General features: G+C 69.7%; 15 protein-coding genes. 14 read left to right on the top strand and 1 reads right to left on the bottom strand.

The genetic code is table 11. From position 1 onward, the window contains the following. The first annotated feature begins 116 nt into the window (after positions 1 to 116). The 8 genes from lepB to CP973_RS31330 all read left to right on the top strand — a co-directional run bounded on the left by lepB (position 117) and on the right by CP973_RS31330 (position 8,605). Positions 117 to 842, top strand: a complete 726-nt coding sequence (lepB, locus tag CP973_RS31370) for a signal peptidase I (protein ID WP_150247221.1) — start codon at positions 117 to 119, stop codon at positions 840 to 842. A gap of 151 nt (positions 843 to 993) precedes the next feature. Continuing rightward, positions 994 to 1,482 (top strand): NUDIX hydrolase, encoded by a 489-nt coding sequence (locus CP973_RS31365; RefSeq protein ID WP_150250553.1) that lies wholly within the window; start codon positions 994 to 996, stop codon positions 1,480 to 1,482. A 38-nt stretch (positions 1,483 to 1,520) separates the two neighbouring features. Next, positions 1,521 to 1,829: a DUF2469 domain-containing protein gene (locus tag CP973_RS31360; RefSeq protein WP_150247220.1), complete on the top strand. Its 309-nt coding sequence runs from the start codon at positions 1,521 to 1,523 to the stop codon at positions 1,827 to 1,829. Between the two features lie 557 nt (positions 1,830 to 2,386). After that, positions 2,387 to 2,785: a YraN family protein gene (locus CP973_RS31355; RefSeq protein WP_150250551.1), complete on the top strand. Its 399-nt coding sequence runs from the start codon at positions 2,387 to 2,389 to the stop codon at positions 2,783 to 2,785. Position 2,786: 1 nt separating this feature from the next. Continuing rightward, the gene (locus tag CP973_RS31350; RefSeq protein ID WP_150247219.1) at positions 2,787 to 4,403 is read left to right on the top strand and encodes a YifB family Mg chelatase-like AAA ATPase; all 1,617 of its coding nucleotides are present in this window, start codon (positions 2,787 to 2,789) and stop codon (positions 4,401 to 4,403) included. Positions 4,404 to 4,752: 349 nt separating this feature from the next. Then, positions 4,753 to 5,919: a DNA-processing protein DprA gene (dprA, locus tag CP973_RS31345; protein WP_150247218.1), complete on the top strand. Its 1,167-nt coding sequence runs from the start codon at positions 4,753 to 4,755 to the stop codon at positions 5,917 to 5,919. 368 nt (positions 5,920 to 6,287) lie between these two features. Beyond that, positions 6,288 to 7,124 carry an RNA polymerase sigma factor WhiG gene (gene whiG / locus CP973_RS31340; RefSeq protein WP_150247217.1) on the top strand — a complete coding sequence of 279 codons (837 nt, stop codon included), beginning with the start codon at positions 6,288 to 6,290 and terminating at the stop codon, positions 7,122 to 7,124. A 941-nt stretch (positions 7,125 to 8,065) separates the two neighbouring features. Then, positions 8,066 to 8,605, top strand: coding sequence for a TetR/AcrR family transcriptional regulator (locus CP973_RS31330; RefSeq protein WP_150250548.1), 540 nt, complete (start codon positions 8,066 to 8,068; stop codon positions 8,603 to 8,605). A 133-nt stretch (positions 8,606 to 8,738) separates the two neighbouring features. Here the strand turns inward: CP973_RS31330 and CP973_RS31325 are convergent, their stop codons facing one another. Continuing rightward, positions 8,739 to 9,695: a M23 family metallopeptidase gene (locus CP973_RS31325; RefSeq protein WP_150247216.1), complete on the bottom strand. Its 957-nt coding sequence runs from the start codon at positions 9,693 to 9,695 to the stop codon at positions 8,739 to 8,741. A 693-nt stretch (positions 9,696 to 10,388) separates the two neighbouring features. Here CP973_RS31325 and rpsB point away from each other — a divergent pair. From rpsB to rlmN, 6 genes are all read left to right on the top strand, one after another. Beyond that, positions 10,389 to 11,270, top strand: coding sequence for a 30S ribosomal protein S2 (rpsB, locus tag CP973_RS31320; RefSeq protein WP_003980214.1), 882 nt, complete (start codon positions 10,389 to 10,391; stop codon positions 11,268 to 11,270). A 109-nt stretch (positions 11,271 to 11,379) separates the two neighbouring features. After that, positions 11,380 to 12,216, top strand: coding sequence for a translation elongation factor Ts (gene tsf / locus CP973_RS31315; RefSeq protein ID WP_150247215.1), 837 nt, complete (start codon positions 11,380 to 11,382; stop codon positions 12,214 to 12,216). 176 nt (positions 12,217 to 12,392) lie between these two features. Continuing rightward, on the top strand, positions 12,393 to 13,166 hold the full coding sequence (pyrH, locus tag CP973_RS31310) for a UMP kinase (protein WP_003980212.1): 774 nt from the start codon (positions 12,393 to 12,395) through the stop codon (positions 13,164 to 13,166). Between the two features lie 175 nt (positions 13,167 to 13,341). Next, on the top strand, positions 13,342 to 13,899 hold the full coding sequence (frr, locus tag CP973_RS31305; protein WP_150247214.1) for a ribosome recycling factor: 558 nt from the start codon (positions 13,342 to 13,344) through the stop codon (positions 13,897 to 13,899). Beyond that, positions 13,899 to 15,038, top strand: a complete 1,140-nt coding sequence (locus CP973_RS31300) for a phosphatidate cytidylyltransferase (protein WP_150247213.1) — start codon at positions 13,899 to 13,901, stop codon at positions 15,036 to 15,038. The genes frr and CP973_RS31300 overlap by 1 nt, the downstream gene beginning before the upstream one ends. Before the next feature lie 135 nt (positions 15,039 to 15,173). Continuing rightward, positions 15,174 to 16,280 carry a dual-specificity RNA methyltransferase RlmN gene (gene rlmN / locus CP973_RS31295; RefSeq protein ID WP_150247212.1) on the top strand — a complete coding sequence of 369 codons (1,107 nt, stop codon included), beginning with the start codon at positions 15,174 to 15,176 and terminating at the stop codon, positions 16,278 to 16,280. The last annotated feature ends 181 nt before the right edge of the window (positions 16,281 to 16,461 follow it).

Here is a 16,461-nt window from a genome sequence, read left to right as displayed (position 1 = left end):
CGTGCCCGGTGTTTCGCTGTCCGAACGGCTCATGGTGCTGACTGGGGAACGTACCCCCGGGTAGGGTGCCGTCGCAGATCTTCGACGCGGGTCGGGCTCGCGGGGCGGGAGCTGGGATGAGCAGCAGAGAGCGGGCGGGCGACGACCGCGGCCGTACGACGGGCAGCGTGCTGTCCGGTGTGGTCATGGCCGTCGGCTGTGTGCTGTTCCTGGGCGGCTTCGTATGGGGAGCGCTGACCTACCGCCCCTACACGGTGCCGACCGACTCGATGGCACCGACGATCGGGGTGGGGGACCGGGTCCTGGCCGAGCAGGTGGACGGCGCGGAGGTGCGGCGGGGCGACGTCGTGGTCTTCCGGGACTCGGTGTGGGGCGATCTGCCGATGGTCAAGCGGGTCGTCGGGGTCGGCGGCGACACGGTCGCCTGCTGCAGCAAGGACGGGCGCTTGACGATCAACGGCAAGCCCGTCGAAGAACCGTATCTGCGCGCCAAGGGCCCGGCCTCGCCGACCGGCTTCAGCTCGAAGGTCCCGGTGGGCCAGCTCTTCCTGCTCGGCGACCACCGCAACGACTCCCTGGACTCCCGTACGCATCTCCAGGACGCCGACCACGGTACCGTGTCGCGCACCGCGGTGGACGCGCGGGTGGACGCCCGGGCGTGGCCGCTCGGCAGCATGGGCATGGTGGAACGCCCGGCCGGGTTCGCGGCGATGCCCGGCGGCACCTCGCAGCCCGGCCCGGTGCGGACCATCGTCATCGCCGTCGTCGTCGGCGCGGTACTGATCCTGGGAGGCGCGGCGTACGGGCCGTTGGCGCGACGCAGGAGGCGGAGGAGTGGCTGAGGTGACGGAAGAGGCTGGGGTGTCGGAGCGGGATGTACAGGGCGGACGGGATGGGGGCGTAGCCTCCGGAGGGAGTGCCGCGTCGGTCGAGAGCCTTCCGGTAGGGGGAGGGGCGAACGGCGCGTGCTCAGGGGCGGCGGGTTCGGATCACCTGCCGGTTGAGGTACGGCAGGTATCGCGCGTGGTGCTGCTCGACCCGGACGACCGGGTCCTGCTGCTGCACGGTTATGAGCCGGGCGACCCGTCCAGTACGTGGTGGTTCACGCCGGGTGGCGGCCTGGAGGGTACGGAGACCCGGGAGGAGGCGGCCCGTAGGGAGCTGGCCGAGGAGACCGGGATCACCGACGTGGAGCTGGGCCCGGTGCTGTGGAAGCGGCACTGCTCCTTCCCCTTCGACGGGCGGCGCTGGGAGCAGGACGAGTGGTATTACCTGGGCCGTACGGAGCGGACTGCTACCGAGATGTCGGGGCAGACTGATCTTGAGCGACGCAGCGTATCGGGACTGAGGTGGTGGACTTCGGAAGAACTTTCCGCGTCGCATGAGACGGTGTATCCGAAGACATTCGCCGAGCTGCTGCGCAGGCTGCTCGACGAGGGGCCCCCTGGCGTGCCGGTGCTGCTGGCTACCGAGAGCGTCTGACGCACAATGGGGGGACGCACGGCTGAAGGGGATCTGCCATGAGCGCCGAGGACCTCGAAAAGTACGAGACCGAGATGGAGCTGAAGCTCTACCGGGAGTACCGCGATGTCGTCGGGCTGTTCAAGTACGTGATCGAAACCGAGCGTCGCTTCTATCTCACCAATGACTATGAGATGCAGGTGCACTCCGTGCAGGGTGAGGTCTTCTTCGAGGTCTCGATGGCGGACGCCTGGGTCTGGGACATGTACCGGCCGGCTCGCTTCGTGAAGCAGGTCCGGGTGTTGACGTTCAAGGACGTGAACATCGAAGAGCTGAACAAGACCGATCTGGACCTTCCGAGCAGCTGAGACGGCGTACGGATGGGGGCCGGCGGGCGGGGTGCGGACCGATCGGCCGGCTAGGGATGGGTCGGCTGGTTGCGGACGGGTCGGTTGGCGGGCTGGGGACGGGCGGCCGACGGAGTACGGGTGGGGTCGGCAGATGGGTAAGGCTTGATCCGGCCGGGGCGTGACTGCCTCCGTGGCTTCTGCCACTACCCCCTCGCATGGTCTTCCATCCGGGGACGGGCCTCCACCACCGGGATGGGTGACGGAGTTTTCCACAGCCGGTCGGTTGTCCACCAAGATCCAATAAGTCTGGGCTGAAGCGTCACAGTCGGTGCCGGAGGTGGTGCCGAGTGAACGCCACGAACAGTCCCGTCAACGACCCCGGGCACAGCGCCGCGAATGCGGAAAAGTTCCAGGTAACCGCAGGTGAAGGCGGGCGCGGCAGCCCGGAGGTCGGTCGGTCGGCCCCCATCGGGTCGAGGGTCCGGGGAGCCCGAACGATCATGAGCCGCGGTAGTGACCCGCAATGCTCTCGCGGCGGCCTTGGAGATGCCCGAGCCCGGCGCCGGCCCCGACGGCTGGCCGTCGAGGTCCCCGCTCCCGGTGTCCCGCGCGTCACCAGCGCGCGACGGGCGCTCGGGCGGTACGGGGAAGACCTGGCCGCACGGCACCTGACCGCCGCCGGTATGCGCATTCTCGCCCGGAACTGGCGCTGTCAGGACGGCGAAGTCGACATCGTGGCCGCCGACGGTGACGCGCTGGTGCTCTGCGAGGTCAAGGCCCGCCGCGCGGGAGCCTACGAGCACCCGATGGCAGCCGTACGCCCCGAGAAGGCCGCCCGTCTCCGTCACCTGGCCGAACGCTGGCTGGAACAGCACGGCGGGCCACCGCCCGGCGGAGTGCGCATCGACGTGATCGGCGTGGTGCTGCCCTCGCGCGGTGCCCCGCTCGTGGAGCACGTGAGGGGGGTGACCTGAGATGGGATTCGCCCGGACGTGCTCGGTCGCGCTGGTCGGGGTCGAGGGCGTGGTCGTGGAGGTGCAGGCGGACCTGGAGCCGGGTGTGGCGGCCTTCACCCTGGTCGGGCTGCCTGACAAGAGCCTGATCGAATCGCGCGACAGGGTGCGGGCCGCCGTGGTCAACTCCGGCAGCGAGTGGCCCCAGAAGAAGCTCACCGTCGGACTCAGCCCGGCCTCGGTCCCCAAGGGCGGAAGCGGATTCGACCTCGCGGTGGCCTGTGCGGTGCTCGGTGCCGCGGAACGTATCGACCCGCGCGAGCTGGCCGATCTCGTCATGATCGGCGAACTGGGCCTGGACGGCCGCGTCCGGCCGGTGCGCGGAGTGCTCCCCGCGGTCCTGGCCGCGGCCGACGCGGGGTACCGGCAGGTCGTCGTGCCGGAGAAGGCGGTGGCCGAAGCGTCGCTCGTCCCAGGAGTGGCGGTTCTCGGCGTCCGCAGCCTCCGACAGCTGATCGCGGTGCTCACCGACGAGCCGGTACCGGAAGAGGAGGACGCGGACCCGACGGCGGAGGGGCGCCCTGACCCGCTGCTGGCGGGACTGACCGTGCCTGGCAATGGAATCGGAGCGGAGCGCATACAGGGGGACCGGGTGCCGGATCTCTCCGACGTCGCCGGGCAATACGGAGCCAGAAAAGCTCTGGAAGTAGCGGCAGCAGGTCGCCACCACGTTTTTTTCACCGGCCCGCCGGGAGCCGGGAAAACCCTTCTGGCCGAACGCTTGCCCGGCCTTCTGCCCCGCCTTTCACCGCAGGAGTCCCTGGAGGTGACGGCCGTGCATTCGGTGGCCGGTGCCCTGCCTCCGGGGCAGCCATTGGTGGACCGTCCGCCGTACTGCGCGCCGCACCACAGCGCGACCATGGCATCTCTCGTGGGCGGCGGCAGCGGATTGCCCCGCCCGGGAGCCGTGTCGCTGGCGCACAATGGCGTCCTTTTCATCGATGAGGCCGCGGAATGCAACGCCCGCGTTCTGGACGCACTACGACAGCCGCTCGAATGCGGGTACGTCGTGGTCGCACGGGCCGCCGGGATGATGCGGATGCCCGCGAAGTTCTTGCTGGCCCTGGCAGCGAATCCATGCCCATGCGGACGCCACGGCACGCTCGGCGGCGGCTGTGAATGCCGCCCGTCCACGATCCGACGCTATCGGGCCCGCTTGTCGGGCCCGTTGTTGGACCGCGTCGATCTGCGGGTGACGGTCGAGCCGGTGGCGCGTGCCGAACTGCTCACGCTGGCTCGGAGCGCCGAATCCACCGCCGAAGTGGCCGAACGCGTACGAGCCGCCCGCGACCGCGCCACCGCCCGCTTCGCCGACACGCCTTGGAGAACCAACAGCGAGGTCCCGGGGCACGAACTGCGGACACGCTGGCAAGTGGCCCCCGGCGCGATGGCCCAAGCAGAACGCGACCTGGAGACCGGCCTGCTGACGGCCCGCGGCATGGACCGCGTACTCCGCGTCGCCTGGACCTCCGCCGACCTGGCCGGCCGCGACCGCCCCACAGCAGAAGACATCAACTGGGCCCTGGAACTGCGCACGGGGGTCAGACGGGGGGTGCCGGTGGCGGCCGGGGTGAGGTGAGGGGGGAGAGCGAAGGAACAGGTTCGAGGGCGTAGGAAACCGATTCGTACGCGTCGGCGCGCAATTTCCACGCGTCGACGCGCAATCCGAACCTCGCCTATATGCCAGCTGCTTCCGAGTCCAGCGCAGCACTGGCGGCAGCGGCCCGTGCCCGGCGCCGTAGTACCGGGCGGGGCAGTAACCAACGGGTTGGTGACGAGCGCCAGCTTGGCAGCGTGTCGCTATTCGACCCGATTACCGCTTTCGGCTACACAGCGCTGCCCGACTGGCGTGGGAGCGCCAACGGAAAGGAGCGGGAACGTGCGGGGGAACGTGAACTTCTCGGCGACCAGCAAGGGATGGGAAACACATGCGTGAAGTAGGAGAGGAGGAGAGGAAGGCGCGCGCGGCGTTGACGCGCATCGTCGAGCCCGGTGACGAGACGGTGGGGCGATGGCTGGGGCGGACGACGCCCGTACACCTCGTACAGTCCCTGGTCGGCGAACGGGAGATGCCGACGGGGGTGTCGGCGGAGAAGTTCGAGGGGCTACGCCTGCGGGCGACCCGGTTGGACGTGGTGGACAAGCCGACCGAGGATCTCGCGGCTATCACCGCGCTCGGCGGCCGGTTCGTGTGTCCCGGGGACGATGAGTGGCCGCGGCAGTTGGACGACTTGGAGGACGGCAGGCCGATCGGCCTGTGGGTACGTGGCAGGGCGAACCTGCGCTTGTGGGCGCTGCGGTCCGTGGCGATCGTCGGCTCCAGGGCTTGCACGGACTACGGCGCACATATGGCGGCCACCCTGGGCGCGAGCCTGGCCGACCGTGGCTGGACCGTGGTGTCCGGGGCTGCTTACGGAGTGGACGGAGCGGCTCACAGAGGTGCCCTGGCCGCCGAAGGAGCTACGGTCGCCGTGCTCGCCTCCGGCGTCGACTACGCCTACCCGCGGGGACACACCGAGTTGATCGGGCGAGTCGCGGAACAGGGTTTGGTGATCGCGGAGTTGCCGCCGGGAGATCACCCGAGCCGGAGCCGTTTCATCATGCGGAACCGCCTCATCGCGGCCCTCACCCGGGGAACGGTTGTCGTGGAGGCCGAACTGCGCAGCGGATCGCTGGTCACGGCACGGCGGGCGGCGGGGCTGGGCCGGTTCACCATGGGAGTGCCAGGGCCGGTCACCAGCGGACTGTCGGCCGGCGTTCATCAACTGCTGCAGGGTGAAGCCGTCGTCGTCACCAACGCTGCCGAGATCATCGAGCTGGTCGGCAGCATCGGCGAGCTTGCCCCCGTCCAGCGCGGTCCTGTGCTCGCCCGCGATCTGCTCGACCCGGTGGCGAGCCGGGTGCTCGAAGCGGTCCCCGCGCGGGGTGGTGCGGACTTGCGACGACTGGCGCGGGAGTCAGGAATGGCAGAGGAAGTGACACAAGGCAAGCTCTTCGAGCTGCAGTCGCTGGGATTCGTTCAAAGGTGTGGTGCTGTGTGGGAGTTGGCTCGGGCGTCCGCAGCCCCTTCGGTCGCCCGGCGAGGAGGCCCTTGACCTGGGGCGAACGGGTGATGAGAGGAAGGGAGTGACCGCGGGGCCCGGGCGCGCCGTGCTTCCGTTCGTGGGGTTCCGCCATCGCTGGACGGTGGCGGAGCGCGTCAGCCGCGGACACGCCGGACGGGTGGCGAAGTCGCGTTCGGGGGAGCGTGCGCCGGGCGCCCGTAACGCTGCTGCCACCCCCTTGGGAGTGGAATCAGGGTCGCCCCCTGTAACCCAGGGGTGCGGGCAGCGGAACGTATCTGCGCACTCCCGAACGACCCTTCATCGCGCATCGCAACACTGCAGTCACGCTACGCTCACGAGTAATCCCACCCTCACGCACGTGTTCCCCAGTGTTTCGGCAGAACGGCTCAAGGCGACGAATGCCCCAGCACACCTCCGGGTCCGACCGCGCGGCCGCTCCCCCCGCCGCGCGCGGTAGCGTGCGCCCCACCGCGCCCACCTCCCTGGAGGAGCTGTGGCGCGCCTACAAGACCTCGGGCGACGGGCGGCTGCGCGAGCAGCTGATCCTGCACTACTCACCCCTGGTGAAGTACGTCGCCGGCCGGGTCAGTGTCGGCCTGCCGCCCAACGTCGAGCAGGCCGACTTCGTGTCCTCCGGGGTGTTCGGGCTCATCGACGCCATCGAGAAGTTCGATCCCGAGCGTTCGATCAAGTTCGAAACGTACGCCATCACCCGCATCCGGGGCGCGATGATCGACGAATTGCGGGCGCTGGACTGGATTCCGCGCTCCGTACGGCAGAAGGCCAGGGCGGTCGAGCGCGCGTACGCCACGCTGGAGGCCAAACTCCGGCGTACTCCGACCGAAGCGGAGGTGGCGTCGGAAATGGGTATCGCGCTGGAAGAACTCCACGGGGTGTTCAGCCAGTTGTCGTTGGCCAATGTCGTCGCCCTGGAGGAGCTGCTGCACGTCGGTGGCGAGGGGGGCGAGCGGCTGAGCCTGATGGACACGCTGGAGGACACGGCGGCCGACAACCCGGTCGAGGTGGCCGAGGATCGCGAGCTACGGCGGCTACTGGCGCGTGCCATCAACACGCTTCCCGAACGGGAGAAGACCGTCGTCACGCTCTATTACTACGAGGGCCTCACGCTCGCCGAGATCGGCAACGTTCTCGGCGTCACGGAGAGCCGGGTCAGCCAGATCCACACCAAATCCGTACTGCAGTTGCGGGCGAAGCTGGCCGATGTGGGGCGCTGAGCCAGGGGAGAGCGATGCTCGGTGCCGGTGTCTTTGCGGCTGAGCTGTCGCCGGGCGGGGCGCGTCCACTCGGTCCTCGGTCCTCTCCTTTCCCCTCCCCCCCGCCCACCCGCCTCCACCACCACCGCCCCCACCGTCTCCCCGCACCACCTCCACCGCCCCGCACCGCCACGGCCTCCACCACAGCCCCGCGCCGCCGCCACCCCCACCCCCACCCCCACCCCCATCGAGGCCTTCTGCGGCTGTGAGTCATCTCTGGCCTCGTCGATCGCATACGAGCACCACTGCTCCTGCGTCCGAGGGCAAGCTGTGACCCGCGATCGTTCCCGCCTTGGCCCACGGCTGAGCCCGTCGGCCCGGCCCGGCCCGATCCGTTCCGACTCGACCCGCCCCGGGTCGGTCCAATCCGTTCCGTGCCGACTCGCCCCGTCCCGGCCCGGTCCGGTCATCCGTGCCGACTCGACCCACCCCGACTCGACCCGCCCCGGAACGCGGCGTGACTCGTCCGGTCGCCGTACGCCACCCACACCTGGCGATCCTGACCTGGCGATCCCGCCCGACGGCCGCACCCCGCCCTCGCGATCAGCCGTGCGCGGTCAGTGCTCTCCGCAGCGCGCCGGCCGCTTCCGCCAGACGACTGGCTCTCGGGCGTGCTGAGACGGGCTCGGAATCAGTGCTGGTGCCTGTTCCGCAAGGTCAGCCCCACCCCTCCAGCCCACACGTCAGATGTCTGCCGTCAGCACACGGATGCGGCCGCTCCTCCAGGGCATGCACTTGTCCGTACGGGGTTGTCATCACAGTTGTCGTTCGGCCGCTCCCTGCTACGTGGTCTGGGGGTATCGGTGGACACATCGTGATGCGGAGTGCCGTGCCAGGCGTGCCATCCGTACAGTGGTGACGTGCCCAGGATTCGAGCGGCTTCAGTGGCCGAGCACCGGACGATGCAGCGTGGCGCCCTTTTGGACGCTGCCCGCACCCTGCTGTCCGAAGGCGGGACCGAGGCGTTGACCTTTCCCGCCCTCGCCGAGCGCACGGGTCTCGCGCGCTCCTCCGTCTACGAGTACTTCCGTTCCCGCGCGGCCGTCGTCGAGGAGCTGTGTGCCGTCGACTTCCCCGTGTGGGCGGCTGAGGTCGAGGCGGCGATGGAGCGGGTCGAGACGCCTGAGGCCAAGATCGAGGCTTACGTACGTCAACAGCTCGCGTTGGTCGGTGACCGCCGCCACCGGGCCGTGGTCGCGATCTCGGCAGGTGAGCTGGACGCCGGTGCGCGGGAGAAGATCCGGGCGGCGCACGGCGGTCTCATCGCGATGATCGTGGAGGCTTTGGCCGGTCTCGGTCACGAGCAGCCGCGTCTCGCCGCCATGCTGCTCCAGGGCGTCGTCGACGCCGCGGTTCGTCGTATCGAACTCGGTGCCGCGGAAGACCCTACGCAGATCACGGAGGCTGCGGTCGCCATGGTCCTGGGTGGCGTCAAAGGCTGAGCGGCGCGTAAGGCGCTGATCGGCTGGTCGGGTCTCCGGCCCAAGGCCCAAAGCCCAAGGCCCAAGGCTGACCAACATCCGAGGTCCCACGCCCGAGACCAACGCCCGAGGTCCCAGGGCTACGGCTTCCGGTTCACGGCCCGCGATCCATGGCCTGCCCCGTCCGCGCTTTCCCCCTACGGGTGGTCTCCCTCCATGGGTCTCCCGCCCTGACGCCGTTCCCTGTTCCGATCTTGGTCCGTCCGCCCCCCGACGCCCGTGCGGCCGTGATCGGGAGGAGCCGCGATGGCGCGGAGTGTCGTATCGACGGTGGGAGCAGGGAGAGCGGGTCCAGGTAGGTCTTACCGCGGAGCAGGCCCCAGTGCAGGCATGGGGTGGAGCAGTGGAACGGGCCCGGGGCGAGGGTGGCCACCGGCTGGCCCGCTGTGACGTGGTCGCCCTTGCGGACGGTCGGGTGGACCGGCTCGTACGTGGTGCGAAGCGGTGGGGTTCCGGACGCCGCCACCTCGATGGACAGGACGCCCCGGCCCGCCACCTCGCCGGTGAAGAGGACGCGGCCTGGGGCGGCGGCCCGTACCGTCGCGTTCGCGGTCGCCAGGAGGTCCGCACCCCGATGGCCGGGCGCCCACGGGGCGGGCGGAGGCTCCCAGCCGCGCGCGACGGTGGGCCGCGCGCCCGCCGTTCCGACGACCGGCCACGCACGTTCGCCGACCACCCCTGGCGGAGGGCGGTCCGGCCCGGAACCGGCGGAGCCGTCGATCGTCGGTGCCGGCCGGTGCTGGGGGGACCTTGTCGCGCCCTCGGGACCAGGTGGCCCGGCTCCCGCCCCGGGGAGGATTCCACCGGCTGCGGCCGCTCCGGCGGACAGCAGGGCCAGCGTGGTGCCCGCCGCCCACAAGGGCAGGAGGCGGACGGTGGGGCGACGGGGCCACGTGGTCCGTGCCGCCCGCCTCCGGCGGGTGATGGGTGTGGGCTCGGGGGGCTCGGGGGACTTGGGGAGCGTCGGATGGGTGGTCGGTTGCTGAAACGCCGACCACCGCGTGATCACGTTGCGTACAGCCTCGGAAACGGTTCGGGTTCGCGGGTGCATGCCGCGACGATGACGTGTTCCGCCGCAGCTTGGGGATCTTGAGCCGGATCAGTGGATTACCCGCGGGTTGTGTACAACCCCGTCACCCGTGCGATGCCTGCCCCGCCGCTCCGCCCCGATCTGCGCACCCCGCCCCGATCTGCGCGCCCCGCCGATCTGCTCGCCTCGCCCCGATCTGCGCGCCCAGTCCCGATGCGCGCACCCAGTCGCGATGCGCGCACCCAGTCCCCGCGCCCAGTCCCCACAGCCAGACCCGGCTCGGGACCCGGCTCGGGACCCGGCTCGGGACCCGGTTCGGTACCTGCTTCGGGACCCGGCCCGGGACCCGGCTCAAACCTGACCTCGGCCCCAGGCTCGGACCCGGCTCAAACCCGGACTCAGCCCCCGCACCCCAAAACCCGCCCACCCCAACCTCACCCCAGCCCCATCCCACCCCCACCCCCACATGGCCGAAAGGAGCGTGTCGCCCGCCCCTTCGGCGGTCCCGTACACTTCTTGTGGCGATCCGGGTCACCGGGTCGACTTCGCACGCCCCGCCACCGGCGCAACAGTCCCTTTTCGGGCAGCACGGTGGCCGCGCCCCTCGGTCCTCGGAAGGCCCCGCAAGGTCTCTTCCCCGGCAGAGCGCGCCGGGGCGTCAGGCACCGCGGCCGCCCGGTCGCAGTGGAACCGAGTAACACGAGGAGTACGGCCATGGCCGTCGTCACGATGCGGGAGCTGCTGGAGAGCGGCGTCCACTTCGGGCACCAGACCCGCCGTTGGAACCCGAAGATGAAGCGCTTCATCTTCACGGAGCGCAACGGCATCTACATCATCGACCTGCTCCAGTCGCTGTCGTACATCGACCGCGCCTACGAGTTCGTCAAGGAGACCGTCGCCCACGGCGGCTCGGTGATGTTCGTCGGCACCAAGAAGCAGGCCCAGGAGGCCATTGCCGAGCAGGCGACCCGCGTGGGCATGCCCTACGTGAACCAGCGCTGGCTCGGCGGCATGCTGACCAACTTCTCGACCGTCTACAAGCGCCTGCAGCGCCTGAAGGAGCTTGAGCAGATCGACTTCGAGGATGTGGCCGCCTCCGGCCTCACCAAGAAGGAGCTCCTGGTCCTCTCCCGCGAGAAGGCCAAGCTGGAGAAGACCCTCGGTGGCATCCGCGAGATGCAGAAGGTGCCCAGCGCCGTCTGGATCGTGGACACCAAGAAGGAGCACATCGCCGTCGGCGAGGCGCGCAAGCTCAACATCCCGGTCGTGGCCATCCTGGACACGAACTGCGACCCCGACGAGGTCGACTACAAGATCCCGGGCAACGACGACGCGATCCGCTCCGTCACCCTGCTCACCCGCGTGATCGCCGACGCCGTCGCCGAGGGCCTCATCGCCCGCTCCGGCGCCGCCACCGGCGACCAGAAGCCGGGCGAGAAGGCCGGCGAGCCGCTCGCCGAGTGGGAGCGCGACCTGCTTGAGGGTGACAAGAAGGCCGACTCCGAGGACGCCGCCAAGGCCGAGGACAAGCCCGCCGAGGCCCCCGCCGCCGAGGCCGCCCCCGAGGCCGAGAAGCCGGCCGCCGAGCAGGCCTGACGCCGCACGACCGGTTGACGACGGCGGGGGAGGGCGCGCAGCGCGCCGCCCCCGCCGTCCACCCGTAGATCTTTCGACTGTCGAGATTTCGAGAAGAGATTCACAGACCATGGCGAACTACACCGCCGCGGACGTCAAGAAGCTCCGTGAGCTCACCGGCGCCGGCATGATGGACTGCAAGAAGGCCCTGGACGAGGCCGAGGGCAGCGTCGACAAGGCCGTGGAGATCCTCCGCGTCAAGGGCCAGAAGGGCGTCGCCAAGCGCGAGGGCCGTTCGGCCGAGAACGGCGCCGTCGTCTCCCTCATCTCCGAGGACAAGACCTCCGGCGTTCTGCTGGAGCTGAAGTGCGAGACGGACTTCGTCGCCAAGGGTGACAAGTTCCTGGCCGTCGCCGACGCGCTGGCCGCGCACGTCGCCAAGACCTCCCCGGCCGACATCGAGGCGCTGCTCGCCTCCGAGATCGAGGCCGGCAAGACCGTCCAGGCGTACGTCGACGAGGCCAACGCCACGCTCGGTGAGAAGATCGTCCTGGACCGCTTCGCGCAGTTCTCCGGTGGCTACGTGGCCGCCTACATGCACCGCACCATGCCCGACCTCCCGCCGCAGGTCGGCGTCCTGGTCGAGCTGGACAAGGAGAACGCCGAGGTCGCCAAGGACGTCGCGCAGCACATCGCCGCGTTCGCGCCGAAGTACCTCAGCCGTGAGGACGTCCCGGCCGACATCGTCGAGAACGAGCGCCGCGTCGCCGAGGCCACCTCGCGCGAGGAGGGCAAGCCCGAGGCCGCCCTCCCGAAGATCGTCGAGGGTCGCGTCAACGGCTTCTTCAAGGAGAACACGCTGCTGGCGCAGCCCTTCGCGAAGGACAACAAGAAGTCCGTCGAGAAGGTCCTGGAAGAGGCCGGTGTCTCGCTGAAGCGCTTCGCGCGCATCCGCGTCGGCGCCTGAGCCCAGCCGTGGGCCTTGTCGCCAAGGCCAGCGAATGACCTGCGGCCCCGCTAGGGTCGTACGCAGTCGGCCGCGTACCGGCCGGCCGCAGATGTGACGAGGAGGCCATTGCCGTACAGGGATCTGAACCAGACCCCCGGCAATGGCCTTCTTCGTATGTGCACGAGGAGAGCGTGATGAATCAGGGTGCCGACGGCGCGGACACAGCCCACAAAGCCGACAGCGAAGGAAAGGGACGCTTCCTCCTGAAGCTGTCGGGCGAAGCGTTCGCCGGCGGCGGCGGACTGGGTGTCGACCCCGATGTCGTGCACGCCATCGCCCGCGAGATCGCGGCCGTGGTCCGGGACGGCTACGAGATCGCCATCGTGATCGGCGGCGGCAACTTCTTCCGCGGCGCCGAGCTGCAGCAGCGCGGCATGGACCGGGCCCGCTCCGACTACATGGGCATGCTCGGCACGGTCATGAACTGCCTGGCCCTCCAGGACTTCCTGGAGAAGGAGGGCATCGACTGCCGCGTCCAGACCGCCATCACCATGGGACAGGTCGCGGAGCCCTACATTCCGCTGCGCGCCGTGCGGCACATGGAGAAGGGCCGCGTGGTCATCTTCGGTGCCGGCATGGGTATGCCGTACTTCTCCACCGACACCACCGCCGCCCAGCGTGCCCTGGAGGTCGGTGCCGAGGCCATGCTGATGGGCAAGAACGGGGTGGACGGGGTCTACGACGCCGACCCCAAGAAGTTCCCGGACGCGGTGAAGTTCGACGCTCTCGAATACGGCGAGGTCATCACCCGCGACCTCAAGGTCGCCGACGCCACCGCCATCACGCTCTGCCGTGACAACAAGCTTCCGATCCTCGTCTTCGAGCTGCTCGCCGAGGGCAACATCGCGCGCGCGGTGAAGGGTGAGAAGATCGGCACGCTCGTCAGCGATCAGGGCACCCGGGCCTGACGGCCCCAACTGCCGTATTGCCGTACGGGCAGCGCACCGTACGGGCGGCAACCCCGGGCCGGGGGAAGAGCCCGGCACGGGGATGGACAACTGCCTGCCGGTCGGACACCGTGCAGGAGAAGACGCGCGGCAGGGGCGAGGCTCTGCTTCTTACCGAAAAGACCAGGAGCAAGTGGTGATCGAAGAGATCCTCCTCGAGGCCGAGGAGAAGATGGAGAAGGCCGTCGTGGTCGCCAAGGAGGACTTCGCCGCGATTCGCACCGGGCGTGCGCACCCGGCGATGTTCAACAAGATCGTGGCGGACTACTACGGTGCCATGACGCCGATCAACCAGCTGGCGTCGTTCTCGGTGCCCGAACCGCGGATGGCCGTGGTGACCCCGTTCGACAAGAGCGCCCTGCGCAACATCGAGCAGGCGATCCGGGACTCCGACCTGGGCGTCAACCCGAGCAACGACGGCCACATCATTCGTGTGAACTTCCCCGAGCTCACCGAGGAGCGCCGCCGGGAGTTCATCAAGGTCGCCAAGAACAAGGCCGAGGACTCGAAGGTCTCGATCCGCAGCATCCGGCGCAAGGCCAAGGACGCCCTCGACAAGCTCGTCAAGGACAAGGAGTCCGGCGAGGACGAGGTGCGCCGGGCGGAGAAGGAGCTCGACGACACCACCGCGAAGTACGTCGCGCAGGTGGACGAGCTCCTCAAGCACAAGGAATCCGAGCTCCTCGAGGTCTGATGAACGAGTCATCCTGGGGGGCCCCGCCTGGCGTCGGCCGAGCCGGTCAATGGGGACCACCCGACCAGGGACCCGTCGGTTCGGCGGGTCCCGCGCACGACTGGGGCGCGGCGGCGCAGACTCGCCCCATGCCCATCGTGCCCGACGCAGGCGGACACCAGGACGACGACCGGAACCCTCTGGACGACGACCGGGACCACCGGGACGATTCGGGGGCCGCTCGGCCGAGCGGCCCCCTGTTCCGCGATGAACAGCCGCAGGAGCCCATGTCCACCTCTTTGCCGGGGTCCGACAGTTCACAGCAGCCCCACAAACCGCAGAAGAAGAGCGCGGGACGCAATCTCCGGGCCGCCATAGGGGTCGGCGTCGGCCTCGGTGCCGTCATCCTGTTCTCGCTCTTCGTCTACAAGCCGCTGTTCGTGGGCGTGATAGTCATCGCGGTGGTCGTGGGCCTGTGGGAGCTGACCTCGCGGCTGTCGGAGCGCAAGGACATCAAGGTGCCGCTGGTGCCGCTCGCGCTCGGCGGTACGGCGATGGTGGTCGCCGGCTATGTACGCGGCGCGGAGGGCGCCTGGGTGGCGATGGCGCTCACCGCGCTCGCCGCCCTGGTGTGGCGCATGACCGAGGCCCCCGAGAACTATCTGCGGGACGTCACGGCAGGCGTCTTCGCGACGTTCTACGTGCCCTTCCTGGCGACGTTCGTGGCGATGATGCTCGCCGCCGACGACGGGCCGCAGCGCGTCCTGACGTTCCTGCTGCTGACCGTCGTCAGCGACACGGGCGCGTACGCGGTGGGCTGGCGCTTCGGCAAGCACAAGCTCGCGCCGCGCATCAGTCCCGGCAAGACCCGCGAGGGCCTGTTCGGCGCGGTGCTGTTCGCCATGATCGCGGGCGCGCTGTCCATGGAGCTGATCATCGAGAACGGCGCCTGGTGGCAGGGCCTGCTGCTGGGCATCGCGGTCGCCGCCAGCGCGACGCTCGGCGACCTCGGCGAGTCCATGATCAAGCGGGATCTCGGCATCAAGGACATGGGCACACTGCTGCCCGGCCACGGCGGGATCATGGACCGCCTGGACTCCCTCCTGCCGACCGCCCCGGTCGTCTGGCTGCTGTACGTCATCTTCGTCGGTACCGGCTGACCAGCGGTTCTCCGTACGTACGAGGGGCCCGTCACACCGCGTGGCGGGCCTTTTCGTACGCCTGGAGCGCCCCCGAACCGCCCCCGGTCCGCGTCGGCGATCGTCACTTCGTACGTCTGCGACACTGGAAGAACCATGCCTAAGCCCGGAGAACTCACTTTCGTCGCGCCGCGCGGAGCCAAGAAGCCCCCGCGGCACCTTGCTGATCTCACCCCCGCCGAGCGGCGCGAAGCCGTGGCCGCGGCCGGTGAGAAGCCGTTCCGCGCCAAGCAGCTGTCGCAGCACTACTTCGCGCGGTACGCGCACGACCCGGCGGAGTGGACCGACATCCCGGCCGCGGCGCGCGAGAAGCTGGCGGCGGAGCTGCTGCCCGAGCTGATGAGTGTGGTGCGCCACATCTCCTGTGACGACGACACCACGCGCAAGACGCTGTGGCGGCTGCACGACGGCACCCTCGTGGAGTCCGTGCTGATGCGCTACCCGGACCGGGTCACGATGTGCATCTCGTCGCAGGCCGGGTGCGGCATGAACTGTCCGTTCTGCGCGACGGGGCAGGCGGGGCTGGACCGGAACCTGTCCACCGCCGAGATCGTCCACCAGATCGTCGACGGCATGCGGGCGCTGCGTGACGGTGAGGTTCCGGGTGGTCCGGCCCGGCTGTCCAACATCGTCTTCATGGGCATGGGCGAGCCGCTGGCGAACTACAAGCGGGTCGTGGGGGCGATCCGCCGGCTGACCGACCCCGAGCCCGACGGGGTGGGGCTCTCCCAGCGCGGCATCACGGTCTCCACGGTCGGCCTGGTCCCGGCGATGCTGCGGTTCGCGGACGAAGGCCTCAAGTGCCGGCTCGCGGTCTCGCTGCACGCCCCCGACGACGAGCTGCGCGACACGCTCGTGCCGGTCAACACGCGCTGGAAGGTGCGTGAGGTGCTGGACGCGGCCTGGGAGTACGCCGAGAAGTCCGGCCGCCGCATCTCGATCGAGTACGCCCTGATCCGCGACATCAACGACCAGGCGTGGCGCGGCGACCTGCTGGGCCGCCTGCTCAAGGGCAAGCGCGTGCACGTCAACCTGATCCCGCTGAACCCGACCCCCGGCTCGAAGTGGACCGCCTCGCGCCCGGCGGACGAGAAGGCGTTCGTCGAGGCCATCGCCGCGCACGGGGTGCCGGTGACCGTCCGCGACACGCGCGGGCAGGAGATCGACGGCGCCTGCGGGCAGCTCGCCGCCGCGGAGCGCTGAGCGCCCGCTGGTACTGTGTGATCGAACAAATGCACATTCCGACAGGGGAGCGCCACAGCGCTGAGAGTGCGGCAGTGTCACGGACCGAGCGTCACGGACACACAGTGCCGCAGACCCTTGAACCTCGCCCGGGTCATTCCGGGTAGGAAGTTCGGTCGTCACTCATGCTGTTGCGCCCCGC

The sequence above is a fragment of the Streptomyces albofaciens JCM 4342 genome, from assembly GCF_008634025.1.
In the GTDB taxonomy this organism is placed as follows: domain Bacteria; phylum Actinomycetota; class Actinomycetes; order Streptomycetales; family Streptomycetaceae; genus Streptomyces; species Streptomyces albofaciens.
Note: the sequence above shows the minus strand (reverse complement) of the source record. Positions and strands in the feature narration are given on the sequence as shown.

What these genes read in the sequence shown, in the direction of transcription:
- CP973_RS31330 (WP_150250548.1), top strand. Translation starts at nt 8,066, where the DNA reads ATGCAGCGTGGCGCCCTTTTGGACGCTGCCCGCACCCTGCTGTCCGAA.
- lepB (WP_150247221.1), top strand. Translation starts at nt 117, where the DNA reads ATGAGCAGCAGAGAGCGGGCGGGCGACGACCGCGGCCGTACGACGGGC.
- dprA (WP_150247218.1), top strand. Translation starts at nt 4,753, where the DNA reads ATGCGTGAAGTAGGAGAGGAGGAGAGGAAGGCGCGCGCGGCGTTGACG.
- CP973_RS31350 (WP_150247219.1), top strand. Translation starts at nt 2,787, where the DNA reads ATGGGATTCGCCCGGACGTGCTCGGTCGCGCTGGTCGGGGTCGAGGGC.
- whiG (WP_150247217.1), top strand. Translation starts at nt 6,288, where the DNA reads ATGCCCCAGCACACCTCCGGGTCCGACCGCGCGGCCGCTCCCCCCGCC.
- CP973_RS31325 (WP_150247216.1), bottom strand. Translation starts at nt 9,695, where the DNA reads ATGCACCCGCGAACCCGAACCGTTTCCGAGGCTGTACGCAACGTGATC.
- rpsB (WP_003980214.1), top strand. Translation starts at nt 10,389, where the DNA reads ATGGCCGTCGTCACGATGCGGGAGCTGCTGGAGAGCGGCGTCCACTTC.
- CP973_RS31360 (WP_150247220.1), top strand. Translation starts at nt 1,521, where the DNA reads ATGAGCGCCGAGGACCTCGAAAAGTACGAGACCGAGATGGAGCTGAAG.
- rlmN (WP_150247212.1), top strand. Translation starts at nt 15,174, where the DNA reads ATGCCTAAGCCCGGAGAACTCACTTTCGTCGCGCCGCGCGGAGCCAAG.
- pyrH (WP_003980212.1), top strand. Translation starts at nt 12,393, where the DNA reads ATGAATCAGGGTGCCGACGGCGCGGACACAGCCCACAAAGCCGACAGC.
- CP973_RS31300 (WP_150247213.1), top strand. Translation starts at nt 13,899, where the DNA reads ATGAACGAGTCATCCTGGGGGGCCCCGCCTGGCGTCGGCCGAGCCGGT.
- tsf (WP_150247215.1), top strand. Translation starts at nt 11,380, where the DNA reads ATGGCGAACTACACCGCCGCGGACGTCAAGAAGCTCCGTGAGCTCACC.